The following is a 26590-nucleotide window of genomic DNA, read 5'->3' on the forward strand; positions in this document are numbered from 1 at the left end:
TCACCAGCTTCCATTTTACCTTTTGTCACCGAATAAGTGTAACCGTTGATATACATTAAAACTTTTTTAATAATAAATATAATTTTTTATCGGGGTAAGCTTAGAAAACCTCGTCAAGCAGTAAGCAGTCAGAACTTTATCAATCACCAATCCATGCGTATGAAAAGAAAATTTACCAGTACTGGTCAAAGCGCCCTGCGTCTGACCATGGCAGCGATGATGGTGTCGGGCATCACAGCCGAGGCATTTTCACTGAACCGGCCTAACGTAACCCATGTTTTTTCCATTGACAAAAGTGTTTCCGGAAAAATCACCTCATCAGAAGATAATACGCCAATCCCCGGGGTGTCGGTTGTATTGAAAGGCAGCAGAAGCGGAACAAACACAGATGCAGACGGAAATTTTAAAATTGACGTGCCCGATAATGGTGCCGTGCTTGTGTTTTCATCGGTTGGCTTTATTACTCAGGAGGTTGCAGTAGGCGCTAAAAGTGTCGTTGACATCAAGTTGGAGTCCGATATGAAGGCGCTTTCGGAGGTTGTGGTTGTGGGTTATGGTAGCCAGAAAAAGAGCCAGACAACCGGGGCCATTTCATCTGTTTCAGCCAAGCAGATCAGCGAAATGCCTATCACCAACATTGGCCAGGCCATGCAGGGCCGTGTGGCCGGGGTGGACGTTTCCCAGTCGGGAAGTAAGCCTGGCTCTACGCCAAAGGTGCTTATCCGTGGCCGACGTTCATTCAATGCCGGTAACAACCCATTATATGTTGTGGATGGAATTCCTTTGGCAGGTGACCGGAACGAATTAATGTCTGTTCGCCCGTTTGATTTTGTGTCGGGCGGTTATGAAGATATGAACCCGAATGATGTGGCATCTATGGAAATCCTGAAAGATGCGACGGCAACGGCGATTTATGGTGCCAGAGGTGCCAACGGCGTTGTCCTGATCACAACGAAAAGAGGAGAGTCTACCAAAGGTAAAACTACTGTCAGTTACGATACGTATGTGGGTGTAACGGACGCGCTGGATAAAATCCGTCTTTTCTCAGGACCTGAATTTGCAGAATATATGCGCGAGTCGCGCCGTGGCATTGCATCCGGGAGCATTTATAAGGATGCGAATGGAAATCCGGTTCCTTCGGGCCAGGTGGATGCCTTTGCGGATTCGAAATTGTTTGAGGCCGTTGAATTGGATGGGATTGCCAAAAACCGTACGACAGATTATCAGGATATGATCCTGCGTCAGGGTTTCCAGCAAAACCATTCGGTAGGGGTGCAGGGCGGAAACGAAAAAACGCAATTCTACATTTCCGGCGGATTTTTCAGGGATAAAGGGATTTCGGAAGGGCTGGATTACACAAGAACTTCTCTGCGCGCCAACATTGACCATAACATCAACAGCCGCGTGAAAGTAGGGATATCTTCTTACCTGATGTATTCTGTTAGAAATGGTAAAGATTTGAACCCTTACGGATTTACATTAAACCAAAACCCGCTTGGACGAGCCTATGATGATGCAGGGAAGCTCATCTTCGCACCAACCAACGATGCGCTTCTGACCAACCCGCTGGCTGAAATCGTTCCAGGCGCTCAGGTGGATGAGCGCAAAAAATACAGGATCTTCAACAGCCTCTATACAGAAGTGAAGATCATCGAAGGTTTGAAATACCGTATCAATTTCGGTCCCGACTTTGCAGTGGAACGCGGCGGACGCTTTATTGGTGCGCAAACCAATGCAAGAAAAGGCGGTGACCCGCAAGCTTCTATCTATAACCAGTTTGGTTTTAACTGGACATTGGAAAACATTGTCACCTATAATAAAACGTTCGCGGCGAAGCATAATCTGGGCATTACAGCGCTTCACTCGGTGCAGCGCGAGAATTTTGAGGCTAACACAATCTCAGTTCAGGGTGTGCCAGCCGAAACACAGCAATTTTACAGTGTGGGTAACGCCAATGCAGTGTTAGGCGTGGGTAGCGTGCTGATTCCATGGACGTTGAACTCTTACATGGCGCGTATTAACTACGACTATGCAGACAAATATCTGGTAACTGTAACGGCTCGTCGTGATGGTTCCAGCCGTTTTGGAGAGAATACAAAATACGGAACATTTCCGGGTGTTGCTTTGGGATGGAATATTTCAAATGAGCCTTTCATGAAAAGCGTCTCGTGGCTAGATCTCCTGAAACTTCGGGTAAGCTATGGCTCTGTGGGTAACCAGGGTGTGGCACCTTACCAGACGCAAGGTTTGCTGGGCCGGACTGTTTATGCCTGGGATAACACGCCCGCTTACGGATATCGCCCCAATACGATCGGTAACCCGGATTTGAGATGGGAATCTTCTGCAACCAAAAACGTGGGTATCGATTTCAGCTTTATCAAAGGACGCGTTCAGGGATCTCTTGAACTTTATGAAACCAATACAACAGACTTGCTGCTTTCCGATCAGCTGCCTGCTTCTATCGGATTCAATGCCGTGACACGTAACGTAGGTGAAACCCGCAACCGCGGAATTGAGCTGGGCGTATCTACCATTAACGTGAATGCTAAAAACGGTTTTAAATGGACTACGGATTTCCAGTTCACCAAAAACACCGAAGAGATCATTTCGCTTTATAATGGTGCGGTGGATGATTTGGGTAACAAATGGTTTATCGGCTATCCTTTGTCTGAGTTTTTTGATTACAAAAAAGCGGGGATCTGGCAAACAAACGAAGCGGATGCAGCCAAATCTTACGGAAGCCGTGTAGGGCAAATTAAAGTTGCCGACGTAAATGGCCGCGGCGCGGACGGACAGTTGACCGGACAGCCAGATGGTAAGATCAATGCTGATGACCGTCAAAAGTTGGGTTCAGATGTGCCGGATTGGAGTGGTGGTATTACCAACCGTTTCAATTTCAAAGGGTTTGACCTTTCTTTCTTCATCTACGCAAGACAAGGCCAGATGATCATCAGCGGGTTCCACCGCGATAACAATGCATTGGCTGGCCGTTATCAGCAAATGTATGTGGATTACTGGACGCCAAACAATCCAACCAACGAATTCCCTCAGCCAAACAAAGACCAGGAGTTCCCGGTTAACAATCAGGCGATTATCTATTACGATGGTTCGTTTGTGAAGATCCGTAACATCAACTTCGGTTACACTTTTACTAATAATCTGACCAAGAAACTGGGTCTGGAATCGCTTCGCTTGTTTGCAAGTATCCAGCAGCCAAAGATCTGGTCGAAATATCGCTCCAAATACAATGGTGTGGATCCTGAAACCTCAGAGACAACCATCGGATCAGGTGTAACGCCGGCTACGCGCGTATCCACGATCGGACTTAATGTGAAGTTCTGAGCATGCTGAAAGGTTTGGTAAAACATTTAATATTGACGAAAATGACATTTAGATACATCAAAAAATCATACAAATACATTGGCTTAATGGCTTTGATGCTCATGGGCCAGTCGTGCAGCGACCTGCTGGAAGAAGAGGTCATTTCCAACATCGGCAATGACTACATTAATACACCGAAAGGTTTTGAAGACGCTGCCAAATCGGCCTATTCTTCGCTGCGAAACTACTACGGAACGCAGCAAGGCATTACCATGACTGAATTCGGCACAGACCTTTATGCGACGGGTGCGGACGGTGGTTACAAGGGTTTTCACTTTTATGATGCCCAGCTGCAGCCCACTGTGGATTACCTGGCCACCATTTGGGATGAAACTTATCGCGGGATCAACGTTTGTAATGCGGTAATCGAACGGGCGCCAGCTGCGACTGTTTCCGATGCGATCAAAAAAGCGCGTGTTGCTGAAATGAAATTCCTGCGTGCGCATTATTATTTCCTTTTGATGCAGCAATATGGCCCGGTCGATCTGCGGTTGACTGAAACCATTTTGCCCACCAAGAAAACTACCCGCGCGCCTGAATCGGAAATTTACAAGCAAATCATTGCTGACCTGGAATCCGCTTTGCCGGACCTGGAAGCAAAATCGAAAGCCACTGATTACGGTCGTGCCACAAAGCCAGCTGCGGAGCATTTGCTTGCCAGGGTATTTTTGGCAAAAGGCAATTCAACTTCCAAAGCAGCGGACGATTATGCCAAAGCAGCAACGTATGCATCGAATGTGATCAATAACTATACATTCAAGCTGTTACCGGATTTCGCAAGCGTTTTTGATCAGGCCAATCAAAACCATGACGAGGTTGTGTTTGCAGTTCAGTATACCACAGATCCATTGACGAACAGCACAGGAAACAGCTTGCACCTTTACTTCGGAATGCAATATGACGTGCAGGCCGGCATGGTGCGGGATATTTTGAATGGTCGTCCTTTCAAGCGCATGCGCCCGACGAAATACTGTCTGGAAACCGTCTTTGCAGACCGTGTGAATGATTCACGTTACAAGAAGACCTTTAAGGATACATGGCTTTCCAACAACCCGGGCAAGTTTACAAACGTATTTGACAACTCGAAAACGGAAGTAACATTCAAAGCTGGGGATACGGCGATTTTCATTCCTGGCTACGAAATGCCTTTGGCAGAGCGTGCGAAAAAGCCTTATCAGGTGCTGGTGCCAAGTCGTTACGATGAAGCATTATTCCCTGTGAACCGTAAATTCCTTGATCCCCTTCGCCCAGACCGTACTTACGAGCCGGGAAGCCGCGATTTCATGTGTTTCCGGTTGGCAGATACTTATTTGTTGCTAGCCGAAGCGCAATTGCTGACAGGCAAGGTGAAAGAAGCCACGGACGCTATCAATATGGTGCGTCGCCGTGCAGCCTTTGCTGGCAAAGCAGCCGCCATGGAGATCAAGCAGGCAGATATGAACATGGAAATGCTCATGGAAGAGCGTGGACGTGAATTACTTGGAGAGCAGATCCGCTGGATGGACTTGAAACGCTGGGGTAACCTGGTTGAAAGGGTTCAGAAATACAATCCGCAGGCAGCTCCTAACGTAAAAGCGATCCATTTGCTGCGTCCTATCCCGCAGACACAGATCGACAGAACGGAAGGCGGTGCAACAGCATTCCCGCAAAACCCGGGTTATTAATATTGAGTTGAATTTTTGAAAATGCACATTCCCGTCATGTCAGAGGATTTAAAGGTCCTTTGGATGATGGGAATGTTTGTTAAAAAGTAAGGGTAACGTATGCAAAATATCGTTACATTGATAATGTACGGAAGTCAATTTTAGTCCGTTACTTAGGTCATTTATCAAACAGAGTTCCTTTTAAAATGAAAAAACAAAGATTACCGCTGACCATTTTACTTCTTTTGGTCACCCTGACATTCGCGAATGCGCAAAAATCGAAAGACGGATGGGAAAATCTTTTCAACGGAAAAGACCTTACCGGCTGGAAACAATTGAATGGAAAAGCTAAATATGAAGTCAAAGACGGCGCCATTGTTGGAACGTCTGTCAGCGATACGCCCAATTCTTTCCTTACAACTGAGAAGGATTACGGTGATTTCATTTTTGAATGTGATGTTAAAGTGGATAACAAGCTCAACTCCGGCATTCAGATCAGGAGCCTATCCAAACCAGAATATCAAAACGGCCGCGTGCATGGTTACCAGGTTGAAATCGACCCGAGCGACCGCGCTTACTCAGCCGGACTCTATGACGAAGCACGCCGCGGGTGGCTATATCCGCTGGATTTGAACCCGGAGGCAAAAAAAGCATTTAAAAAAGACGCCTGGAACAAATACCGCATTGAAGCTATCGGATCATCCATCCGCACATTCCTGAACGGTGTTCCCGTTGCACACGTAATTGACGACATGACGCCTAGCGGATTTATCTGCCTGCAAGTGCACGCTATTGGCAGCAAAGACCTGGAAGGAACGCAGGTAAGCTGGAAAAATGTGCGGATCAAAACTTCAAATCTTAAACCAAGCCCGGCAGCCAACATTCGCATTGTAAACCTGATCCCTAATTCCCTGAATGCTGCGGAAAAAGCGCAGGGTTATTCATTGCTTTATGACGGAAAAACGGTCGATCAATGGCGCTCATACGGCGGGACGGATTTTCCTTCCAAACGCTGGAATTATGCAGACGGAACGATCACCATCTCAAAATCAGACGGTTCCGAAACAGGAAATGACATTGTTACCAAAAAATTATATGGCCCGGCATTTGAGTTTGAATTTGATTTTAAACTTACGGAAGGCGCTAACAGTGGTGTAAAATATTTTGTAGACCAAAAATTCAATTCGGGTGGAAAGTCGGGCATTGGCTGTGAATATCAGGTGCTGGACGATGAGAAACACCCGGATGCGAAGCTCGGCAAAAACGGGAACCGTACTATCGCTTCGTTTTACGATGTAATCCCTGCCGACAGACCCAGAAATGCTGTAAAAAAGATTGGAGAATGGAATCAGGGAAGGATTGTGGTGCAGAAGGACGGAACGGTTCAGCACTTTTTGAACGGTTACAAAGTGGTGGAATACGTGCGTGGTTCGCAGCAGTTCAAGGATTTCGTGGCTGAATCCAAGTTCAAAGGTTTCGAAGGATTTGGCTTGTCTCAGCAAGGTAATCTGCTTTTGCAGGATCATGGCGACAATGTTTCCTTCCGCAGTTTGAAAATTAAGGAGACCAAATAAAGCGCTCCGGTTTAAAAAAGAATATTTTTCAAGAGTAGATAAAAGTCCTTAGGTTTTTTACAACTGATTGCCCGCCAAACTCGCGGCACATTAACTGAAAATTAACTTTTTAAGATCAATATCATGACAAGCAGGAGGGATTTTATAAAAAATGCAGCGCTGGCTTCGGCGGGTGTTGCGGTTGGTTCAAATGCTTTTAGCGCAGCAAGTTACCGGAAAATTTTGGGCGCGAACGATCGCGTACGTGTGGGGATTATTGGTTTTTCCGATCGTTTCCGCAGCTCGCTGGCTCCAAGCTTTTCTGATCATGCGAAAGAACTGAACTTTGAATTTATGGGCGTATCCGATCTTTGGAACCGCCGCCGTGATGAAGCTGAGGCGTTTATGAAAGGAAAGCCTTATGCATCTGCGGAATTTGCAAAAGCAAGAAATAACGAAGAATTGCTGGGTCGTAAAGATGTGGATGCAGTTATCATCAGCACGGCGGATTTCCAGCATGCATTGCATTGTGCGGAAGCCGTGAAATCGGGCCGTGATGTATATGTGGAGAAACCATTTGCTGAAACATTGGAAGATGCGAAAATCGCTTTGAAGGCTGTTGAAGCGTCCAAGCAAATTGTGCAGGTGGGTTCACAGCGTCGTAGCGCACCCAACTATTGGGCTGCTTATGAATACATTAAATCTGGCAAATTCGGGGATATTACCACGGTGGAAATGACCTGGAATGTAAACCAGCCTGGCCGTTGGAGACGTAAAGAGCTAGTTTCCCAAATCAGAAAAGAGGATACAGACTGGGACCGCTTCCTGATGAACCGTCCGAAAGTAGCATGGAACCCACGCTTTTATCTTGAATTCCGCTTGTTTTACCCATATTCTTCTGGGATTCCAGGACAATGGATGGCTCACCAGATTGATACAGTGCACTGGTTCTCAGCACTTGACGCACCACGGAATGTCGTAGCCAATGGTGGGGTTTATACCTGGAAAGATGGCCGTACAAATGTGGATACATTCAGCGCCGCGTTCGAATACGGACCATTTGATAACAAGGAAAAAGGCTTCCAGGTGATCTATTCATCCCGTTTCAACAACGAAGCAGGCGGCGTGAAGGAATATTACTACTCTAATGGTGGAATGATCAACCTCGACACCAATAAGATCACTCCCGAAGGCGGTTTGAAAGCAAAAGATGCCAAAGGAATGGGCATGGAAGCCAACTTGCTGACGGAAATGTCGTTGAAAGCAGGCGATAAAATTGCAACAGACGCCAACACCGGCGGAGATCCGATGACTTCACTTCACATGCGCAACTGGATGGAATGTATCCGCAGCCGTAAAGAGAGCAATGCGCCTGCGCGTGTTGGGTTCAATCACTCGGTAGCGAACATTATGGCCACCCAGGCGCTTCATACAGGCAAGCGCGTGAGCTGGGATCCTAAGAAGAAAGACATTGTTTTAAGCTAAACGACATTAAACGTGAACGTTATAACGAAGGGCATTGCAGTAACCGCGCTTTCTGTTTTTGCAGCAGGTGGGTTGGTGCAAGCCCAAAAAGTGGATCTGGTTAATAATGAGAAGGAAAAGAAGGTTGAAGTCAAAATCGATGGCAAAGCTTTTACATCTTATTTCTATCCAGGTGAAGACAAATTGAAAAAAGCGGTGCTCTATCCCGTTCAAACGGCAAAAGGCACACTCATTACCAGAGGCTGGCCACTTGATCCGAGACCTGGCGAGCGCGTCGATCACCCGCACCATGTCGGGATTTGGCTCAATTATGAGGATGTCAATGGCAATGATTACTGGAACAACTCCGACGCCGTTGACCACGCAAAACGTGCTTACGGGACCATTGTTCACACCGGCATCAAATCCATGAAAGGTGGAAAAGACAAAGGTGAGCTGACGGTAACCGCAGATTGGAAGGATAAAAATGGTGTCCTCACATTAAAGGAAACCACAACCTATCATTTCAGCGGCAAAGGCGATCAGCGCATCATAGACCGCTCCACAACCTTAACCGCCGTGCTGGACGAAGTGGCCATGCCCGACATTAAAGACGGAATGTTTGCGATCCGTGTAGCCCGCGAGCTAGAATTGCCTTCCAACAAGCCTGAGATCTTCACAGACGCGAGCGGCATTGCCACTAAGGTTCCGGTCATGAACAACGAAGGGATCAGCGGAAATTACCGCAACAGTAATGGGGTGGAAGGAGAGGATGTTTGGGGCAAGCGCGCCATCTGGTGCAACCTCACAGGAAAGATCAAAGACGAAAACATCAGCGTCGCCATGATCGATCACCCGAAAAACGTAGGTTATCCAGCTTACTGGCACGCCCGCGGCTACGGTCTTTTCGCCGTAAATCCATTAGGAATGAAAGCCCTGAGCAACGGAAAAGAAACACTGAATTTTAAACTAAAAAAAGGCGAATCCACCACATTCCGCTACCGCCTGGTAATCGCCTCAGAACATTTGAAAGACGAAGCGATTAATGCCATGGCAGCGGACTACGCGAAGACGAAGTAGTATACCATTAAATTATTCTTACCAAAAGGCGCCGCAGTATTCTGTGGCGCTTTTTAGGTATTATTGTGGCTCATTACACACTATGATTTTTATGAAGGTTGAAAATTATCAAGTCGAGAGGCTAAGTGCACGTATCTATCAGTTCCATAGCGATGGTGTTCGTGGGAACATTGAAATGATCATTATTTTTACGCCGCTACGCGACAATGCTTTCAATCTAGGATTTGGTGTTTGGAATGAGTTACTCGAGAAGGTCGATGATTCTATTGAAACGCGTAATGGTGACACGGACAAGATTCTTGGAACTGTAGCTCATACAACTCTGAATTTTCTTAGTGAAATTCCCGAAGCTAATATTTACGCGACTGGCAGCTGCCCAATGCGAACCCGGAAATACCAAATGGGTATCAACAAACATTTAAGGGATCTAAAAGAAACTTACAAAGTGCAGGGTTTGGTATTGGACATACATTCTCCCGATGCGCGTATCGGAGCTATTCCCGACTGGCAGGGTGAATGGCAAAATTTAGAACCAGGAGTGAATTACGACGCTTTTTTGCTATCCCTCAAATGATTTTATATTTTTACTTAAACAAAAGTAATCACTATGGACACAACACTTGAAAAAACAAAAGACGCCGAGGCAGAAAAGGCACTTGCAAGAAAAATCGAAATAATTACTGCCCACTTCGAGAAAAAATCAGAAAAGATGCGGGCACTTTTGGAAGCTTACCCTGTCCCTGAAAAATTTTTAAAGAAGTAGTAATCCGATAATCACCTAGTTACTTCTTCATCTCAGCCGAGTGCCAGCTAAATACGTGGTAGGTCGTTGGCGTTTTGCCTATGTTTTTGATGGAGTGCATTTGGTCGGAGGCTTGGAAGATGACGGAGCCTGGTCCTACTTGCTTCATTTTGCCGTTGACCAGCGCTTCAACGGTCCCTTCTTTGATAATGATAATTTCTTCTTCGGGGTGTTTGTGTTTTTACATAAAGACCTGCTTTTTTAAATCTTACCATGAACGCCTGGTTTGAAAAGATTGGAAAGAAGTTGTATTCTTGGTGTTGATTAACATTTGAATTGCTAATTTTTAAATCCTTCCCGATCAGAACTGGGATACTCGCTTAATAACATGGTAGACAAATCAAGACGGAAGTTTTTGCAAAATGCCGGACTAGCCACAATCGCTTCAATTTCCCCACTGGCAGCCGAGCCGGAAAAAGTAAAGGAGCTATTTATTCACCACGTTTATTTTTACCTGAAAGACCCTCATAATGCACAGGATGAGGCGAAATTGCTGGAAGGTTTAAACAAGCTGGCAAAAGTCCCGACAATCCAGTATGTACACATCGGGAAACCTGCTGAGACAAACCGGTCTGTTATTGTAAGAGATTACACATTTTCATGGATGTGTTTTTTCAAAAATATCATCGAAGAGGAAATCTATCAAACGCACCCGATCCACCTGGAATTCGTTAAGGATTATGCGCATTTGTGGGAAAAAGTGGTTGTTTACGATTCGGTAGGACCAAAAAAAGTAGGGTAGCACAATCAGTCAAAAATTAAGTCCATGCAGCCGTTCCCGCTCTTTAAATATCAGATTGCCCTCGTTTTCATTTGTTCAGTTATTAGCTTGTCGCAACCAGCTTCTGGCCAGAATGAGCCCGATCCGGTACGTTTAAATCAGGTTGGATTTTATCCTAATGCAAAGAAAATCGCCGTTGTACTCGGTGATAAACAAACGGCTTTTCAACTGAAAGATGTTGCAACCGGAAAAACGGTTTTCAAAGGTAAATTGAGCGAGCCCCGAACCAATCAGCATTCCGGGAAAATGAGCCGGATAGCAGATTTTTCGGAGGTTCGTAAGCCGGGAAAATATGTATTGGAAGTTCCGTCTCTGCGCAAATCTGCGCCATTTGAAATTAAGGATCATGTTTATAAAGATGTTGCCGCTGCATCTCTTAAAGGCTTTTATTACCAGCGGGCCTCTGTGGAGTTGCCCGAAAAGTTTGCGGGTAAGTGGGCACGCCCAGCCGGACACCCGGACGATAAGGTTTTGATCCACGCTTCCGCTGTTTCTGAGGGTAGAGCCGAGAATTCAGTAATCAGCTCAGCGAGAGGCTGGTATGATGCGGGAGATTATAATAAATACATCGTCAATTCCGGCATCACAATGGGCACGCTGCTGTCATTGTATGAAGATTATCCGTCTTTCTGCGAAAATTTCATGACCAACATTCCCGAAAGCAACAACGGCGTTCCCGACTTGCTGGACGAAGCACTATACAATTTGCGCTGGATGCTAACGATGCAGGACCCTGCGGATGGCGGTGTTTACCACAAATTAACAAATCCACGGTTCGACGGCATGGTCATGCCCGATGCTTGTAAAAATCCGCGTTATGTTGTTCAGAAAGGCACGGCTGCCACATTAGATTTTGTTGCTGTAATGGCCCAATCGGGGCGTATTTTCAAGAATTTTGAGAATAAATTTCCAGGTCTTTCCGATTCTTGTATTACTGCTGCCGTGAAAGGCTGGGAGTGGGCTAAAAAGAATCCTGCGGTGCTTTATAATCAGGATGAAATGAATAAAAAGTTTGATCCGGACGTTGTGACAGGCGCATATGGCGACCGGAATGTGAATGATGAATGGATCTGGGCTGCGGCGGAAATGTACGCGCTCACTAAAAAATCCGACTACTTGAAAGACATTGCATTTCAAGCCGATCAGCCCATGCCATTGCCAACTTGGAATCAGGTCAAAACCCTGGGTTATTACACAATGATCAGGTTTGCGGATGAACTCAAAACCGATCCAGCATTAACCAAAAGCCTGAAAACGAATATTATTTCTTTTGCAGATAATCTGCTTCAAGACCTGGAAAAGCAACCATATCACACGGTCATGGGCAAAACGGGCAAGGATTACGCCTGGGGGAGCAGTTCAGTGGCGGCCAACCAGGGAATAGCATTGCTTTACGCTTTTAAACTCACAAAAAATCCGAAATACGCACTGGCCGCACAGGGAAACCTGGATTATTTGCTGGGAAGGAATGCAACGGGATACTCATTTCTGACGGGATTTGGATCAAAACGCGTTATGCATCCGCACCATCGACTGTCTGTTGCCGATGGCGTTGTTGATCCTGTTCCGGGACTTTTATCAGGTGGTCCCAATCCGGCTCAGCAGGATAAATGCACGACCTATACCAGCAAATTTGCAGATGAGTCGTTCACCGATGACGATTGTTCCTATGCTTCCAATGAGATTGCGATCAACTGGAATGCACCCATGGTTTACCTCGCCGCCGCATTGGAAGCATTGTCGGAAATGAAATGACAGCTTACTGTTTAGTTGACTTGACGGGCACGGTCGGAGGCGTTTCGTTATAACCTTTCTTGCCCGTCATATTTTCCTCTTCCGACTCCCTGGCCGCTTCTTTTGAAAGGGTTTTGGAAGGTTTTGCGCTGTCGTCTTTTTGCTTCTCTTTGCCTTTTGGTCCTCCATGTGTCGGTGAGCCGCCTTCTACATTTTCTTTATTTGCTTGCGTTGCCATATTCGTCTGATTTTTCAGGTTAATGCTCAATTTTCATACCCGAAGCCTATACGTTTCCGATGATTATTAAATTCTACACATTGAAACGATTTCTTTCGGATGGAATAGATTCCCGGGAAACGGGACTTTGTTTAGAAAGAAAAATTGCAATCAATTAAAATCAGCATTATGGGATTTCTTGAATCATTTTCCGACATACGAACATTACTTAAAAACATTGATCTGGACGCGCTGGGAAAGCTTTCCAAGAAGGTGGACCTCAATAGAATGATGGGTGTCGTGTCTAAAATGAGTGAGGAAGATCTTGGGAAAATGTTGAAGTTCATGGAAGCGGGATCGGGCAAAAAGAAGGCGCCGCCGGTTGTTAATGGCGATTTCTACGAGCTTAGCGCCACATTAACAGGGGAGGATCGCGAAATTCAGCTGAAAGTGCGTGACTTTATGGAAACGGAAATCAGGCCCATCGCAAACGAGTATTGGAATAAAGCCCATTTCCCGATGCACATTATCCCGTTGATGGCTAAGCTGAACATCAGCGGGCTTACTTATAAAGGTTACGGCTGCGCAGGCAAATCCGCTTTGCTGGAAGGGTTTGTAGCGATGGAAATGGCACGTGTGGATTCATCCATTTCAACTTTTTTCGGCGTCCACAGCGGACTGGCGATGGGTTCGATTTACTTATGCGGCTCGGAGGAGCAGAAGCAATACTGGCTGCCGATTATGCAGCGGATGGAAATTATCGGGGCATTCGGATTAACCGAGCCGGAAGTAGGATCGGGAGTTGCAGGCGGGCTTACTACAACCTGTGAACGCATTGGCGATGAATGGGTTATCAATGGTCAGAAGAAATGGATTGGTAATGCAACGTTTTCGGACATTACAATTATCTGGGCCAGAGATATGGCTGATAATCAGGTAAAAGGGTTTATCGTAAAAAAAGAAAATCCCGGGTTTGTAGCGGAGAAAATGCAGGATAAAATGGCGTTGCGGACGGTCCAGAATGCTTTGATCACTTTAACGGATTGTAAAGTGCCGGAAACAGACCGCCTTCAAAATGCTAATTCGTTTAAAGATACGGCCAATGTGTTGCGCATGACCCGCGCTGGCGTGGCCTGGCAGGCAGTAGGTTGCGGACGCGGCGCTTATGAACTTGCATTGAAATATACATTGGAAAGAAAACAGTTTGGCCGTCCGATTGCCGGATTTCAGCTCGTACAGGATCTTTTGGTAACCATGCTCGGCGATCTTACGGCCATGCAAACATTGGTTTACAGACTGTCTCAACTACAAGACAGCGGCGTGCTTACCGACGAGCATGCATCTCTTGCAAAGGTTTTCAGCACATTGCGTATGCGATCAATTGTGGATCACGCGCGGGAGCTGTTTGGCGGAAACGGGATTTTGCTGGAATATGACATTGCACGTTTCGTCGCGGATGCAGAGGCGATTTATTCTTACGAAGGAACCAAAGAGATCAATTCGCTCATCGTCGGGCGCGCCATTACAGGGGAAAGCGCTTTTGTCTAAAATTTTAAAAAGCCGGCAGAAATAGCAGTCAGGCAAGCTGTTATACGGCAGAAACGGGTCACCTGTAATCATGATCAAAAAAAACATCCGGTCAAACGACCGGATGTTTTCCAAATTACCCTAAACCTTCAACTGCCATTTAATTGCTTAATATCTGCCTCTGTTGTCACGGGCCCATCCATCGCCGCGGCGATCGCTCATTCTGCGTGTGTCGGCCATTAATCTTTTCAGATCTTCACGGAGGATCCGGGTTTCTCTTGGTGACAACCTTCCGCGGCGGCTGTATTCTCTCTCGCGGGCCTCGATACGCTCGTATCGGTTCATCAGCGCGTTAGCTTCCCGGGAAGACAATGTGCCGCGGTTGATTCCGGCCGCAATGCGTTGGCGCGCTTCGCGTTGGAGATAGTTGATCTCAGATCCGCCCCGCTCACGATATTCGTAATGACGGCGGTCACCCCGTTCTGAGTGAGGCGTTGCACCATATTGAGCGAATGCGCTTGTGAATCCTAATGTGACCAGTGCGACTGCAAAAAATATCTTTTTCATGACCAATAAATTTTTAAGTTCATGGGTTAGAGGGCCACAAAAGACATAGGTTTAAATTGCGCTTGTTAATGATTGTTAAGGAAAAAACAACCGTTTAAACGCTGTACAGGACGATTTGATTTTGAGATACTTAACTTTTTGAAATCGAATTTTGGATAGCTTCTTTTGCTTCCGCCAGAATATCTTCTGCTTTTTTTCCGGCAGGCTCGATGCCGGGAAGCACGGTCCAGGAGAGGTGGGAAAATGATTTGAGAGGGAAAATTCCTTTGGGGTTAAATGAGCCAGTGCCATTGATCGCGATAGGAACGATCAATGCATCCGGGGCGCGTTTCAGCAATGTGGCTACGCCGCCCGGGACAAAGGGTTTCATGATGCCACTGGCTGTGCGTGTTCCTTCCGGAAATATTATAGCAGACGTTTTTTCATCGTGGATGAGTTTGCCCAGCCGCGCTATCTCCGTTACAGCTTGTTTGCCATCTTTCCTGTTGATGAGCGCTGCACCACTTTTTCTCAGGTTATAAGAAATGCTTGGAACGCCTTTTGATAGTTCTATTTTAGATACGAACCGCGGGTGATATTTTCTTAAAAACCAGATGATCGCCGGAATATCGAATGTGCTTTGGTGATTGGCAACAAAAATAATAGGGCGGTTATCAGGCAGCTGCGTCAGATTTTGCAGCGTAATGCGGGAGCCGGTGAGATACAAGCCGTAGGTAAGGAAGAAGTTGAGATAGTCGACAACGGCTTTGTGTACTTTTTTGCCAAAAACATGAAATGCAATAACCTGTAAAACGTGAAAGACGAGAAGGGTTAGGCCAAAATGAGTCAGGTAAATAGCACTAAGAACATAGTCGAGAATTTTTTTCATCCGTTTTTTTCTGCAAAAATAGTTTAAAACTGCTTCGATTATGCTAATTTATCAGCTGTGAAATGATAAAAGTCATTCAAAACTTACATTAAATTCACGTAATTTGTAAATTAACAAACAGAGCTAAAAATAGAAATATAATGGATACCGCACTTTCAGCTGAAAGACTCGAAGTCATGCAACATGTAGGAAAGGACCTGAATGTGCTTATGACGGAATATTTAAAACCAATTGAGGAGAACTGGCAACCGCAGGATTTTTTGCCGGATTCCAGCGATGAAAATTTTTTCAGCGAAGTCAAGTTATTGCAGGAAAGCTGCCGCGAATTACCTTACGACTACATTGCTGTGCTGATCGGAGACACCATTACCGAAGAAGCGCTGCCTACTTATGAGTCCTGGTTAATGGATGTAATTGGCGTGGATCAGGTTAATAATCCGTCCGGATGGTCTCAATGGGTGCGTGCCTGGACAGCGGAGGAAAATCGTCACGGTGATCTTCTGAATAAATATCTTTATTTGTCTGGTCGTGTAAACATGCGCGCGATGGAGGTTTCAACGCAGTTTCTGATCGCCGATGGTTTTGATATCGGAACAGACCGTGATCCTTACCGCAACTTCATTTACACCTCTTTCCAGGAACTGGCAACCAATGTTTCGCACAGAAGAACGGCGACATTGGCCAAGAAATTTGGAAACCCGCACTTGTCCAAAATCTGCGGTGTGATCGCTTCTGATGAAATGCGTCATGCAAAAGCATACAAGGACTTTGTAAGGCGTATTTTAGAGGTGGATCCTTCGGAACTACTTCTGGCCCTGGAAGATATGATGCGTAAAAAGATTGTAATGCCCGCACATTTCCTGCGTGAATCGGGTGTGAAAATGGGTGACACATTCTCTCATTTCTCCGATGCAGCACAAAGGCTCGGGGTATATACAACCAATGATTACATCGAAATTCTAGATAGTTTGTTGATAGAGTGGGAGATAGGCGCCGTTCGGAATATTAACGAGAAGGCCGAAAAAGCCAGAGATTACCTGATGGCGCTGCCCGACAGATTAAAGAGGATTGCAGACCGGACAAGAGTTCCGGAATTGCAATATGAGTTCAGCTGGATTAAGTAGCCTATCACACTGAGCGGAGTCGAAGTGGAGTATCATCGCTTCGACTCCGCTCAGCGTGACAGACTACTTGATTAACATTACGGATCCATTCTTCCGCATCACCTTTCCCTCGTTGGAGATTCCTTCTATCATCCATACGTAAGTCCCGGAAATGGCTTGTTTTCCTTCAAATGTGCCATCCCAGCCCTTGTTCATATCTTTTGTGTAAAACATCAATTCCCCCCATCGATTGTATATTTTGAAATAATTAAGGCTGGTAATCTCATTGATCACCGGCATTAAGATCTCATTTCTACCATCACCGTCCGGTGTAAATGCTGTCGGAACATTGAGGTTTTCGCGTCGTCTTACCCGCAGATTAACAGTCGCTTTTCCTGTACAACCCATCCCTGAAGTAATGAAGACGGTATAACTTTGATCTGCCTGCAACGTCGCCCGCGGGCTCGGACTCGACGGATTGGTTAGCCCATCCGGCGGCGACCACGTGAAGGTGGCGTCATTCAGGTTCGTAACTTGCGGCGACGAAGCGACTAGTTGATAAGGAACATTGGCGTCTATAAATGCATCAGGCGTGGAGCGCACCTCAATCGCCGGGGCCACCTGAACCGTAACCGTATCTCTCAGATTGCACACACCTAGCGATGCATTTACAATATATTGTGTTGTGGTTGAGGGACTTGCAATCGGATCCTTTAAGTTTGGATTGTCCAGGCCCATTTGTGTTTCCCAAGTGAATGTTTGCGCGTTGCTGGTTGTGAAAAGCTGCACCGATTCACCTGCACAAACAACCGTGTCGGGAATGGTTTGAACATTGATATTGCTTGAAAATTCAACTTTCACGGGCTCACTGACCACACAGCCATCGCCATCTTTCATGAAAACTTTATAGTTCGCCGGAAAGAGTTTAAATGTTGCATCTGCCTGATAATTAACGGAATCTATCGAATATTGATACGGCATAGTGCCGCCTTTTCCGGTGATTGCAAGTGTTCCTTCGCTGTTGCCATCGCAGGTTCCGGGTTGTAGCGTGGTGGTAAGGCTCAGGTCACTGACAGCCACTTGCTTAATGTTGGTAATTTCGTTTTGGCATAGCAAATTGGTAATTTTCAGCTGCACATCTTTTTTTCCTGCGCTGTTCCATCTTACCGTATAAGGGCCCATATCTCGTCCCGAAATAACCTGCGCACCGTCAAAATCCCATTCGAATTTGTAGCCGTCGCCGGGGACCGGGATGGTGCCCGTGTATTTGATTTCAACAATCTGGTCGCTTTTGCAAATGTTGAACGGAACGGTTGAGAAGTCTGCGTTCGGATTTATGTTGGCTGTAAAACAGATATCGGTAAACGTCTTATCCACATCCGTTTTAGAAAAATAACGGTCCGTAAACGACAAATATCCAAAATTAGCCTGCCCTGATTCACAGGAAACCGACTGATCGTCCCGGAAAATATAGATAGGCGTTCCTGCTTTGCCAACGTACATTCGATTGGTGTCCTTATGTGAAGCGAAGAGCACATTATCAATATAAACGTCCAAAATTTCAGTTTGTGAATTCCTCGTAATAGTCAGGAGATAGTAAGTGTTTGTGTTAAAAAATGGACATGGTCCCCCTGTGCCATTCGGAAAAATATTTAAGCATCTTGCATCCGACCCCGCGTCTTGTTTGAAATATATTCCCTGATTCAGAGTACCACCAGAGAAATCAAGGATACGAGTCCATATATTGCCCCATTGAGTGGGTTTCAGGTAAATTTGAATTGTATAGTTGTCCGTTATTGTGCCATCAGAATTGGGATACATTAATCCCGAATTCATGCCATTTTGATATACTCTTCTCTGAACGCCACAAGGCAAAATGTCGTTGACAAAAGCTCCCTCTGTTGATGGTAAGGCGGCACATTCGCTTGCTAATTTAACAGGTGTAAGCGCGGGCCCGCACTCGGGCGCTGCCACGTCGAATGTCTCGTAAAACCGGTAAGTATGCTTAACAGTCTGGCCGTAAGAGTTTGACAGAAAAGGGAATGCGCAAAGAAAAAGTAATAGTAATCTTATTTTCATATTCAGCCGAGGCCGGAAGTAAAGAACGTGAGTGACGCTGATAAATCTATAAACGGTAAACAGCCCGATTTATGTCGGAATCTTTGAAGCGGCTAAGTAGTAATGGTTTTTATACTAAAATTACGCTAAATCCCACATATTAGATGTTAGCAGCCCATTATTTGACAGGGGAAATGTTTAAAAAGAAAAGAGGCTCCGTAACCGGAACCTCTTTAACTGCATTGATTTTATATCGACTTATTGATTAACAGCTTTCAAACTACCATCCTTGATCATCAGATTTTTTCTGGTTTGCAGATCATCTCGAAGCAACTTCCTGAATGGCTCCACGTTTTTCGCAGCTGCTATTCTGCTGTTTGCAACGGCTGGTACGCCCATCACTTCCAGCGCTTTACGGAAAAGGGTTTCGTTTTCATCCCCGAATGCGCTGTAAGGGACTTTTGAATCTTCCACGATATAGTTGGGCGTAATGCCATCAACGGTTCCGTAGTCCGACTCGTCGTTAGCATTGGCTGTTTGACCCAGCATAACATAAACGCCCCACTTCCAGCGATCCTTATCGTCATCGATCAACGAACCAAACAGGTTTTTACCTGCCGTGTTCTCTCCGATGGTGACCACATTCATGTAAGGTTTTAATCCATTAATAACGAGCTCACTAGCTGATGCAGTGCCGTTTGAAGTAAGAACGAAAACGCGATTAAGGCTGCTGCCAATGTTATTGGGCTCTGCCTGGAAGTTGTAATTGAGCGCATTAGCACCATTTTGCTTTTGCCAGTAAGCGATGTATTTATCGTTCCATTGCTCTTTGTAAAAGATCTTGGAAGCCGTGATGTTTTTACCAATCAATGATGCCAATGTATTCGCGGAGCTGATATAACCGCCCGAATTCAAGCGCAGGTCAAGCACCAGTTCGTTCACGCCCTTTGCTTTGAAATCAGCAAAAACCTGGCGCAGTTCGTTATCATACTTGTTCTTATCAGCCTCATTACCAGGAACAAATTGCGTGTATACGAGGTAGCCGATCGTTTTACCAGCAGTCGGCTTGGATATAACGGTGGAAAAGGCAACGGGATCTTCTGTTACCTCCGCTTTTGTGATGGAATATGTAGTATTGGTAGCGATGATTTTACCATCTTGTAACGCACCCATGGTGAGTTTAACCGTCTCATTTCCGCTTAGTAAGCTGGCGTAATTACTTTGCGTCAGCTGCGTTCCATTCACTTTCAGGATAATGTCACCTCTTTTCAGGCCCGCAGCCGCGGCAGGGCTTCCTTTCACAACATAGTTCAGAAAAGCGCCGATGTTCGACTGACCGTCATCAAGAAAAGAAAGCGAGTAACTGATCCCGAAAATTTTGCTGACACCATTGAATTCGTTTTGCAGCGCATCAATGTCGTCTGTCACAGCCGAAAAACGATCGACAGTTTGTCTCTGATAAATCAATTTTTCGAAATAGTCATATGGGCTTGCCGAAGCGTCCAGGCTGGATTCCGCCGGGAGCTCCTTATACCAGAAATAAGCATCGTCCATCACCTCATACAGCCAGGCATTGATTGCTTTTCTATCAGAAACCGACGTCGTATCCGCCGCAGCGAGCACGTCCGGTTCCACATCCTTATCCTTGCACCCTGCCACCAGTATCCCCAGTGCAAGCGCAAAAAGAAGGTTTAACTTTTTAAGATTTAACATATTAGCAGGTTTGTTGAATTAAGTTGTTTAACGAACTACACTGCTATTACGTATATCAAAAGCACTTTGTGGCGGCGGGAAGCGTTCCAAACGGGGGAAATACGTGAAATTTAATTGAGATTTGATTAGTGTAAATTTTGTTTAAATTTACAGCATGCGTTAATGCCGAGACTTATGGATATCAAGCAAATTGTGACAATAGATAATGACATTCTGAATGGCCAGCCCGTTTTTAGCGGAACCCGCGTGCCTGTCGAGTCTTTATTTGATCACCTGGAAGCGGGCGTTTCGCTGGACGAATTTCTTGACGATTTTCCAACCGTTAGTAAGGAACAGGCCGTTGGTCTGTTAGAGGTTGCGAGTAAAATAACATCTTCAAAGAACATTGCGGCACTCTATGAAGCTGCTGCTTGACGAGAATCTACCAAAAAGACTTAAAGAAGACTTTCCCGAACACGAGATTTTTACGATCGGTGATATGGGCTGGAACGGCGTCAAAGATTCGCAGTTATTGGCATTACTGAAAGAAAACGGCTTTCATGCGTTGCTTACTTTCGACAAGAACATGCGTTATCAGCAAAACTTTAAAGCTTACCCAGTAACCGTTTTTGTTTTATCTGCCAAAATCAATTCTTATTCAGAGCTTACAAAATTATCGCCACAGGTCCGGGATTATCTCAAAAAATCAAGACTTCCGTTTGGGCCGGTGGCGATCATGTAATGTTTTGTTATCTCAAATCCCTGTCAACCCCTTAAAAAACTTCCTCGCGATCATAGCATATTCCAACGGATCCGCTTTGGCGGGATCTTGTTCGGCTTCGAGGACGATCCAGCCGTTGTAGTCGCTTTCTTTAATGATGGCAAAAAGGGACGGGAAATCAATGCAGCCTTCGGGATCTCCCGGGACCGTGAAAACACCGTTTTTAACGGCTGTCAGGAAGCTAAGCTTTTCGTCGTGAACACGTTGCAAAATGCTCGGACGTACGTCTTTTAAATGAATATGCGCTGTGCGGCCAATGTATTTTTGAAGCGCAACTGCCGGATCTTCGCCTGCGAAATGGAAATGTCCGCAGTCGTAATTCAGGAACACATTTTCGGGATCGGTTTCATTTAATAGGCGGTCCGTTTCTTCAATGGTTTGAATGCAGGTTCCCATGTGATGGTGAAAAGCCAGCTTCATGCCGCGGTCACGGGCAATTTTGCCCAGTTCGTTCAAGCCAAATGAGAAGCTGTCCCATTCTTCTTTGGTATTCAACATACCTTTTCCTTCGAAAACGGGCACATTCATTTGCCCCTGGCAACTGTTCCCCGTTTCACCGCCACCAATCACTTTCGCTCCCATTGTTTCGAGGAAATCAAGCAATGTGGTGAAGTTCTCGCGGTTTTCGGCGAAGGTTTTGGTCGTTAGCTCGTAGCTATTCCATTGGTTGCAAATCTGCAAACCTCTCAATTCCAATGCCTTCTTCAACACATTCGTATCACGTGGAAACTTGTTTCCGACTTCGCAGCCTGTGAAACCGGCCAGCGCCATTTCGCTGATGCATTGCTCAAAAGTATTTTCGCCGCCCAGTTCGGGCATATCGTCGTTGGTCCAGTTGATGGGCGCAACGCCTAGTTTAATGTTCTCGAAATTCATGGCTTATAGGAAAATGCGCTGTTCTTTTTTGTTTGTTTTATATGTTTCAAAGGCCTTTTGCACGCTCGGAGAAGTGGAAACTTCCGCAATCGGCACTTCCCACCAGGCGTGGTAACCCTTCACGGTGCGGTAAAGACTGGTTTCAATGTAAATAACCGTCGTGCGATCGGCCGTTTTGGATTGAGCCAAAGCATTTTCCAGCGATTCTCGATCTGTCGCGCGGATTACATTAGCGCCCAAGCTTTCCGCATTTTTGGCCAAATCCACCGGCAGGAAATCGCCTGAAAGCTGTCCCGAATTTTCATCCCGATATTTATACATTGTTCCAAAGCGTTCACTGCCAATGCTTTCTGAAAGACCGCCAATGCTGGCATAACCGTTATTATTCAAAAGCAGGATCGTGAACTTAATGCCTTCCTGAATGGCGGTCACGATTTCGTGGTTGTTCATCAGATAACCGCCATCGCCGCAGATCACGTAAATCTCGCGCGTCGGATCGGCCATTTTTGCACCCATTCCTGCCGCAATTTCATAGCCCATACAAGAGAAGCCATATTCCAGATGGAAGTTTTTCGGATCAGTCGCACGCCATAACTTATGCAAATCACCCGGCGCGCTGCCCGACGCATTGATCATCACATCGTGGTCGTCCATGAAACTGTTTAGTGTGCCGATTACAACTGCCTGATCGATAGGTACAACCGTTCCATTGCCTTCGGCGTAAATCTGGGTCACTTCGTCGTCCCAGGCTTTGTTAACATCCGCAATGTGCTGGCGGTAATTTGAGTCAACTTCGTAGTCGCCTAATAAGCCTGATAACTCTTCCAAAACCGCCTTTGCATCGCCAATAACCGGCAATGCAGCGTGCTTGAAAGCATCGAATTCGCTAATATTAATGTTGATAAACTTTACATCCGGGTTCTTGAATATCGACTTGGAAGCCGTCGTAAAATCGCTGTAACGCGTTCCTATGCCGATTACAACATCGGCTTCGTTCGCAATTTCAATCGCATATTTCGTCCCGGTTGCGCCCAGGCCGCCAATGCTGTAAGGAGCGTCATAACGGACCGCGCCTTTTCCTGCGAATGTCTCACCAACCGGAATGCCCGTTTTACTGGCAAAATCTTGAAGAACAGGACAAGCGTCACTATAAATCGCTCCGCCGCCAGCAACGATGACAGGGTTTTTAGAAGATTTAATCCATTCCGCAGCTTTCTGCAGTGTGATCAAATCTGGTCTCGGCCTGCCGACGTGCCAGACTCTTTTCCTGAAAAGCTCCTCCGGGAAGTCATAGGCGTGTGTCTGCACGTCCTGCGGCATGGATAATGTCACGGCGCCCATTTCTGCTTGCGAGGTGAGCACGCGCATCACTTCCGGCAGCGAATAAATGAGCTGTTCGGGGCGGTTAATGCGGTCCCAGTATTTGGAAACGGGTTTAAAACAATCATTGACAGAAATGTCCTGTGTCGACGCGCTTTCCAATTGCTGCAAAACGGGATTAGGCTCTCGGGTAGAGAAAATATCTCCGGGCAAGAGCAAAACGGGCAGCCGGTTAATGGTCGCCAAAGCCGCACCGGTGATCATATTCGTAGCGCCTGGGCCAATGGAAGTCGTGCAAACGAATGCACCGAGACGGTTTTTAACCTTTGCATAAGCCACAGCCGTATGCACCATCGATTGCTCATTGCGGCATTGATAGTAACGAAAATCAGGGTTTTCCTGCAATGCCTGGCCCAATCCAGCCACATTACCATGCCCGAAAATCCCGAAACAACCGCCAAAGTAAGGCTGTTCCACACCATCGCGCTCGATGAACTGGTTCTTTAAAAATGTGATCGTAGCCTGCGCTACTGTAAGTCTTCTGGTCATTTTGTGATGATTTTGCTTGAATTATCAGGCGAAAGTGAAATCGCCGGCCTTGCCCGTACAACCGAACAGGTCAAACTTTTTCAGCATAAATTTTTTATATTCTTCCATAAAAATCTTCCCCGGCGTGGTCGGAGCGAACTCTTCCGGCTTGTCGCGGAAAAATTCGCGGTTCACCATCGTCCAGAGCAGCCGCGTGTCCGTGGCAATGTTGATCTTGCAAACACCCAGCGGGATCGCCTTCCGGATTTCGTCTTCCTGAACGCCTTTGGCATCCGTTTTCAGATTGCCGCCCGCCGCGTTAATGCGCTCCACAACCTCAGGAATTACATTAGAACCGCCATGCAGCACCAAAGGAAAGCCCGGAAGCCGCTTTTGAATTTCTTCCAAAATGTGAAACTGCAAACCTTGTCCGCCTGAGAACTTGTAAGCGCCATGGCTCGTGCCCACCGCAATGGCCAGACTATCACAATCCGTCGCTTTGACAAAATCCTCAACCTGTTGCGGATTGGTATAAAATGAATGCGCCGCATCCACCGTCAGATCGTCCTCTACACCCGCCAAAACACCCAATTCGGCCTCCACGCTAATGTTCTTTGCATGCGCACGCGCAACGACTTCCCTGGTCCGAGCCACATTCTGATCAAAATCATCATGACTGGCATCAATCATCACCGAGGTGTAACCACCCGCTTCAATGGCTTGAAAAATATGTTCTTCAAAACCATGATCCATGTGGATTGCATAGGCTACATCAGGATATATCCGGGCCGCCGCAGCGATCATAGAAAGCAGCATATCGGGGTGCGCATAATCTCTTGCAAACGGCGTCGTCTGCACTACAAATGGCGCTTCCGCTTCCTGAGCCGCTGCGAACAAGCCGTGGATTTCTTCCATGAAAAACACATTCACCGCCGGAATCGCATAGCGGCCATAGCATTTTTCAAAAAGTTGTTTTGTCGTTAAAAGCATAATTTATTTTACCAAAAAACGGTGTACAACGCCGCGATCACGCCGCAGATCATGATCGAGCCGATGACGAAACTTTTGCCTGGTTCAAACATGGTCCGGTCGATTTCAAGTCCTTTTGGATTGTGTTTGCTTTTCGGATCAGCTAATGTCATGACTACGATTACCGCGCAGAGAATCAGGAATATAATGCCCATCCGGTCCAGAAATGGAATCTCGGGCGCCATAAACTTTCCGGCTGTGGACAATGGAATTGTCAGCAATGCAGCGGTCAACGCAGCAGCGGAAGTTGTTCGTTTCCAGAACATTCCAAGAATGAAAATCGCAAAAACACCCGGCGTAATGAAGCTGCTGTATTCCTGGATAAACTGGTAAGCCTGATCCAGCACACGCAGCTGCGGCGCAATAATGACGCCAATGATCATGGCTACATAAATAGTGTAGCGGCCGATCTTCACAAGCTGTTTTTCGCTGGCGTTCGGATTAATGTATTGTTTGTAAATGTCCAGTGTAAAAATGGTCGAAATACTGTTCGCTTTTCCGGCCAGGGAAGCGACGATTGCGGCGGTTAAGGCAGCAAAGGCCATTCCTTTTAGTCCACCCGGAAGCAAATTGAGCAAAACAGGATAAGCATGATCCGGTTTTACAACGCCGACGCCATCCAGCATTTCCTTTTGAAACATGCCATTTTGGTACAAAACATAAGCCGCAATGCCCGGGATAACGACGATGATCGGAATGAGCAGTTTCAGCAAAGCCGCAAACAAAATCCCTTTCCGCGCAGTCTTTAAATCAGCGCCTAAGCTTCTTTGAATAATGTATTGATTGCAACCAAAATAGGCAAGGTTATTGATCCACATCGCACCAATGATCACTGATAGGCCCGGCAAGTCTTTGTAAAAAGGATTTTCTTTGGGCAAAATCATGTGGAAATGAGAATCTGCCTGTTCTTTGAGCAAGCCTAACGCATTGAAAATCCCGGGTCTGTTAAAATGGGTTGAAACAAGATCTAATGCCAGGTAAGTGGTTGCCAGCCCGCCCATAACAAGCACGATCACCTGTACAACGTCCGTGTAACCAATCACTTTCATCCCGCCAATCGTGATGATGACGGCAAAGAGCCCTAATCCTATAATGCCCCACGCAAAGTCCAGACCAGCAGTCACTTCCAATGCCAATGCACCTAAGTAAAGGATCGAAGTAAGGTTTACAAACACGTAAAGCAACAGCCAGAAAACGGCCATAATGGTCGCTACCGTGGGATTATACCGCTCCCGGAGGAATTGCGGCATGGTATAAATCTTATTTTTGAGATAAACCGGCAGGATAAAAAGCGCCACCACAATCAGTGAAGCCGCCGCCATCCATTCATAGGAAGAAATCGCAAGCCCGATCGCAAAACCCGAACCCGACATCCCGATAAAGTGCTCTGCCGAGATGTTGGAGGCAATAATCGAGGCGCCGATCGCCCAGAATGTCAGTGATCCTTCTGCCAGGAAATAGTCCGTCGAGCTGACTTCCTTGGAGCTTTTCTTTTTGTAAATCCAATAACCATAAGCAGAAACGCCTATCAAATAAATAAAGAATACAACATAATCCAGCGATTGCAAACCGGTATTGGACATTCG

Annotated in this window: 23 protein-coding genes; 13 read left to right on the forward strand and 10 right to left on the reverse strand. The window is 46.2% G+C overall.

Going from position 1 to position 26590, the window contains the following annotated elements:
* The first annotated feature begins 159 nt into the window (after window positions 1-159).
* The 7 genes from LZG74_RS07790 (at window position 160) to LZG74_RS07820 (ending at window position 9884) form a co-directional block, all read left to right on the forward strand.
* Window positions 160-3342 (forward strand): SusC/RagA family TonB-linked outer membrane protein, encoded by a 3183-nt coding sequence (locus LZG74_RS07790; RefSeq protein ID WP_409014442.1) that lies wholly within the window; start codon window positions 160-162, stop codon window positions 3340-3342.
* 41 nt (window positions 3343-3383) lie between these two features.
* A complete protein-coding gene (locus LZG74_RS07795; protein WP_233796001.1) occupies window positions 3384-5045 on the forward strand; it encodes a RagB/SusD family nutrient uptake outer membrane protein in 1662 nt (553 codons plus the stop codon).
* Between the two features lie 185 nt (window positions 5046-5230).
* Window positions 5231-6598, forward strand: a complete 1368-nt coding sequence (locus LZG74_RS07800; RefSeq protein WP_233796002.1) for a DUF1080 domain-containing protein — start codon at window positions 5231-5233, stop codon at window positions 6596-6598.
* Between the two features lie 123 nt (window positions 6599-6721).
* Window positions 6722-8062: a Gfo/Idh/MocA family protein gene (locus LZG74_RS07805; RefSeq protein ID WP_233796003.1), complete on the forward strand. Its 1341-nt coding sequence runs from the start codon at window positions 6722-6724 to the stop codon at window positions 8060-8062.
* 21 nt (window positions 8063-8083) lie between these two features.
* Window positions 8084-9121: a PmoA family protein gene (locus tag LZG74_RS07810; RefSeq protein WP_409014453.1), complete on the forward strand. Its 1038-nt coding sequence runs from the start codon at window positions 8084-8086 to the stop codon at window positions 9119-9121.
* A gap of 91 nt (window positions 9122-9212) precedes the next feature.
* Window positions 9213-9695: a DUF6934 family protein gene (locus tag LZG74_RS07815; RefSeq protein WP_233796004.1), complete on the forward strand. Its 483-nt coding sequence runs from the start codon at window positions 9213-9215 to the stop codon at window positions 9693-9695.
* Between the two features lie 33 nt (window positions 9696-9728).
* Window positions 9729-9884, forward strand: coding sequence for a hypothetical protein (locus tag LZG74_RS07820; RefSeq protein WP_233796005.1), 156 nt, complete (start codon window positions 9729-9731; stop codon window positions 9882-9884).
* 19 nt (window positions 9885-9903) lie between these two features.
* On the opposite strand, the gene LZG74_RS07825 is transcribed toward LZG74_RS07820, so the two are convergent.
* Window positions 9904-10080 (reverse strand): AraC family ligand binding domain-containing protein, encoded by a 177-nt coding sequence (locus tag LZG74_RS07825; protein ID WP_310589302.1) that lies wholly within the window; start codon window positions 10078-10080, stop codon window positions 9904-9906.
* 171 nt (window positions 10081-10251) lie between these two features.
* Here LZG74_RS07825 and LZG74_RS07830 point away from each other — a divergent pair, with 171 nt between their 5' ends.
* Together LZG74_RS07830 and LZG74_RS07835 are read left to right on the forward strand one after the other, a co-directional pair.
* Window positions 10252-10665 (forward strand): Dabb family protein, encoded by a 414-nt coding sequence (locus LZG74_RS07830; RefSeq protein WP_233796006.1) that lies wholly within the window; start codon window positions 10252-10254, stop codon window positions 10663-10665.
* Between the two features lie 24 nt (window positions 10666-10689).
* Entirely contained in the window at window positions 10690-12459 is a 1770-nt protein-coding gene (locus LZG74_RS07835; protein ID WP_233796007.1) for a glycoside hydrolase family 9 protein, read from the forward strand.
* 4 nt (window positions 12460-12463) lie between these two features.
* On the opposite strand, the gene LZG74_RS07840 is transcribed toward LZG74_RS07835, so the two are convergent.
* A complete protein-coding gene (locus LZG74_RS07840) occupies window positions 12464-12676 on the reverse strand; it encodes a hypothetical protein (protein ID WP_233796008.1) in 213 nt (70 codons plus the stop codon).
* A 168-nt stretch (window positions 12677-12844) separates the two neighbouring features.
* Between LZG74_RS07840 and LZG74_RS07845 the strand changes: the two genes are divergently transcribed.
* Window positions 12845-14203 carry an acyl-CoA dehydrogenase family protein gene (locus tag LZG74_RS07845; protein WP_233796009.1) on the forward strand — a complete coding sequence of 453 codons (1359 nt, stop codon included), beginning with the start codon at window positions 12845-12847 and terminating at the stop codon, window positions 14201-14203.
* A gap of 147 nt (window positions 14204-14350) precedes the next feature.
* On the opposite strand, the gene LZG74_RS07850 is transcribed toward LZG74_RS07845, so the two are convergent.
* Together LZG74_RS07850 and LZG74_RS07855 are read right to left on the reverse strand one after the other, a co-directional pair.
* Window positions 14351-14749: a hypothetical protein gene (locus tag LZG74_RS07850; RefSeq protein WP_233796010.1), complete on the reverse strand. Its 399-nt coding sequence runs from the start codon at window positions 14747-14749 to the stop codon at window positions 14351-14353.
* 130 nt (window positions 14750-14879) lie between these two features.
* Window positions 14880-15617, reverse strand: coding sequence for a 1-acyl-sn-glycerol-3-phosphate acyltransferase (locus LZG74_RS07855; RefSeq protein WP_233796011.1), 738 nt, complete (start codon window positions 15615-15617; stop codon window positions 14880-14882).
* A gap of 140 nt (window positions 15618-15757) precedes the next feature.
* Here LZG74_RS07855 and LZG74_RS07860 point away from each other — a divergent pair, with 140 nt between their 5' ends.
* Window positions 15758-16741: an acyl-ACP desaturase gene (locus tag LZG74_RS07860; RefSeq protein WP_233796012.1), complete on the forward strand. Its 984-nt coding sequence runs from the start codon at window positions 15758-15760 to the stop codon at window positions 16739-16741.
* A 63-nt stretch (window positions 16742-16804) separates the two neighbouring features.
* Here LZG74_RS07860 and LZG74_RS07865 read toward each other — a convergent pair whose 3' ends face one another.
* Together LZG74_RS07865 and LZG74_RS07870 are read right to left on the reverse strand one after the other, a co-directional pair.
* On the reverse strand, window positions 16805-18799 hold the full coding sequence (locus tag LZG74_RS07865) for a gliding motility-associated C-terminal domain-containing protein (RefSeq protein ID WP_233796013.1): 1995 nt from the start codon (window positions 18797-18799) through the stop codon (window positions 16805-16807).
* A 237-nt stretch (window positions 18800-19036) separates the two neighbouring features.
* Window positions 19037-20491: a S41 family peptidase gene (locus tag LZG74_RS07870; RefSeq protein WP_233796014.1), complete on the reverse strand. Its 1455-nt coding sequence runs from the start codon at window positions 20489-20491 to the stop codon at window positions 19037-19039.
* 174 nt (window positions 20492-20665) lie between these two features.
* Between LZG74_RS07870 and LZG74_RS07875 the strand changes: the two genes are divergently transcribed.
* On the forward strand, window positions 20666-20905 hold the full coding sequence (locus tag LZG74_RS07875; RefSeq protein WP_233796015.1) for a DUF433 domain-containing protein: 240 nt from the start codon (window positions 20666-20668) through the stop codon (window positions 20903-20905).
* On the forward strand, window positions 20889-21212 hold the full coding sequence (locus LZG74_RS07880) for a DUF5615 family PIN-like protein (protein WP_233796016.1): 324 nt from the start codon (window positions 20889-20891) through the stop codon (window positions 21210-21212). The genes LZG74_RS07875 and LZG74_RS07880 overlap by 17 nt, the downstream gene beginning before the upstream one ends.
* Window positions 21213-21224: 12 nt before the next feature.
* On the opposite strand, the gene iolE is transcribed toward LZG74_RS07880, so the two are convergent.
* The 4 genes from iolE to LZG74_RS07900 are packed head-to-tail and all read right to left on the reverse strand — an operon-like array spanning window position 21225 to window position 26587.
* Window positions 21225-22127, reverse strand: coding sequence for a myo-inosose-2 dehydratase (gene iolE / locus LZG74_RS07885; protein WP_233796017.1), 903 nt, complete (start codon window positions 22125-22127; stop codon window positions 21225-21227).
* 3 nt (window positions 22128-22130) lie between these two features.
* Window positions 22131-23996 (reverse strand): 3D-(3,5/4)-trihydroxycyclohexane-1,2-dione acylhydrolase (decyclizing), encoded by a 1866-nt coding sequence (gene iolD / locus LZG74_RS07890; RefSeq protein WP_233796018.1) that lies wholly within the window; start codon window positions 23994-23996, stop codon window positions 22131-22133.
* A 24-nt stretch (window positions 23997-24020) separates the two neighbouring features.
* Window positions 24021-24965 (reverse strand): class II fructose-bisphosphate aldolase, encoded by a 945-nt coding sequence (locus LZG74_RS07895; protein ID WP_233796019.1) that lies wholly within the window; start codon window positions 24963-24965, stop codon window positions 24021-24023.
* Between the two features lie 8 nt (window positions 24966-24973).
* Window positions 24974-26587, reverse strand: coding sequence for a sodium/sugar symporter (locus tag LZG74_RS07900; RefSeq protein ID WP_233796020.1), 1614 nt, complete (start codon window positions 26585-26587; stop codon window positions 24974-24976).
* Window positions 26588-26590 lie beyond the last annotated feature (3 nt).

Origin of the sequence: Dyadobacter sp. CY327 (genome assembly GCF_021390415.1) — a bacterium.
Classification (GTDB): domain Bacteria; phylum Bacteroidota; class Bacteroidia; order Cytophagales; family Spirosomataceae; genus Dyadobacter; species Dyadobacter chenhuakuii.

Excerpts from the sequence above, each read along its gene's own strand:
- LZG74_RS07815 (WP_233796004.1), top strand. The coding sequence starts at position 9,213 with ATGAAGGTTGAAAATTATCAAGTCGAGAGGCTAAGTGCACGTATCTAT.
- LZG74_RS07805 (WP_233796003.1), top strand. The coding sequence starts at position 6,722 with ATGACAAGCAGGAGGGATTTTATAAAAAATGCAGCGCTGGCTTCGGCG.
- LZG74_RS07865 (WP_233796013.1), bottom strand. The coding sequence starts at position 18,799 with ATGAAAATAAGATTACTATTACTTTTTCTTTGCGCATTCCCTTTTCTG.
- iolE (WP_233796017.1), bottom strand. The coding sequence starts at position 22,127 with ATGAATTTCGAGAACATTAAACTAGGCGTTGCGCCCATCAACTGGACC.
- LZG74_RS07900 (WP_233796020.1), bottom strand. The coding sequence starts at position 26,587 with ATGTCCAATACCGGTTTGCAATCGCTGGATTATGTTGTATTCTTTATT.
- LZG74_RS07820 (WP_233796005.1), top strand. The coding sequence starts at position 9,729 with ATGGACACAACACTTGAAAAAACAAAAGACGCCGAGGCAGAAAAGGCA.
- LZG74_RS07880 (WP_233796016.1), top strand. The coding sequence starts at position 20,889 with ATGAAGCTGCTGCTTGACGAGAATCTACCAAAAAGACTTAAAGAAGAC.
- LZG74_RS07830 (WP_233796006.1), top strand. The coding sequence starts at position 10,252 with ATGGTAGACAAATCAAGACGGAAGTTTTTGCAAAATGCCGGACTAGCC.
- iolD (WP_233796018.1), bottom strand. The coding sequence starts at position 23,996 with ATGACCAGAAGACTTACAGTAGCGCAGGCTACGATCACATTTTTAAAG.
- LZG74_RS07790 (WP_409014442.1), top strand. The coding sequence starts at position 160 with ATGAAAAGAAAATTTACCAGTACTGGTCAAAGCGCCCTGCGTCTGACC.
- LZG74_RS07870 (WP_233796014.1), bottom strand. The coding sequence starts at position 20,491 with ATGTTAAATCTTAAAAAGTTAAACCTTCTTTTTGCGCTTGCACTGGGG.
- LZG74_RS07845 (WP_233796009.1), top strand. The coding sequence starts at position 12,845 with ATGGGATTTCTTGAATCATTTTCCGACATACGAACATTACTTAAAAAC.
- LZG74_RS07840 (WP_233796008.1), bottom strand. The coding sequence starts at position 12,676 with ATGGCAACGCAAGCAAATAAAGAAAATGTAGAAGGCGGCTCACCGACA.
- LZG74_RS07875 (WP_233796015.1), top strand. The coding sequence starts at position 20,666 with ATGGATATCAAGCAAATTGTGACAATAGATAATGACATTCTGAATGGC.
- LZG74_RS07850 (WP_233796010.1), bottom strand. The coding sequence starts at position 14,749 with ATGAAAAAGATATTTTTTGCAGTCGCACTGGTCACATTAGGATTCACA.
- LZG74_RS07860 (WP_233796012.1), top strand. The coding sequence starts at position 15,758 with ATGGATACCGCACTTTCAGCTGAAAGACTCGAAGTCATGCAACATGTA.
- LZG74_RS07855 (WP_233796011.1), bottom strand. The coding sequence starts at position 15,617 with ATGAAAAAAATTCTCGACTATGTTCTTAGTGCTATTTACCTGACTCAT.
- LZG74_RS07895 (WP_233796019.1), bottom strand. The coding sequence starts at position 24,965 with ATGCTTTTAACGACAAAACAACTTTTTGAAAAATGCTATGGCCGCTAT.
- LZG74_RS07795 (WP_233796001.1), top strand. The coding sequence starts at position 3,384 with ATGACATTTAGATACATCAAAAAATCATACAAATACATTGGCTTAATG.
- LZG74_RS07800 (WP_233796002.1), top strand. The coding sequence starts at position 5,231 with ATGAAAAAACAAAGATTACCGCTGACCATTTTACTTCTTTTGGTCACC.
- LZG74_RS07835 (WP_233796007.1), top strand. The coding sequence starts at position 10,690 with ATGCAGCCGTTCCCGCTCTTTAAATATCAGATTGCCCTCGTTTTCATT.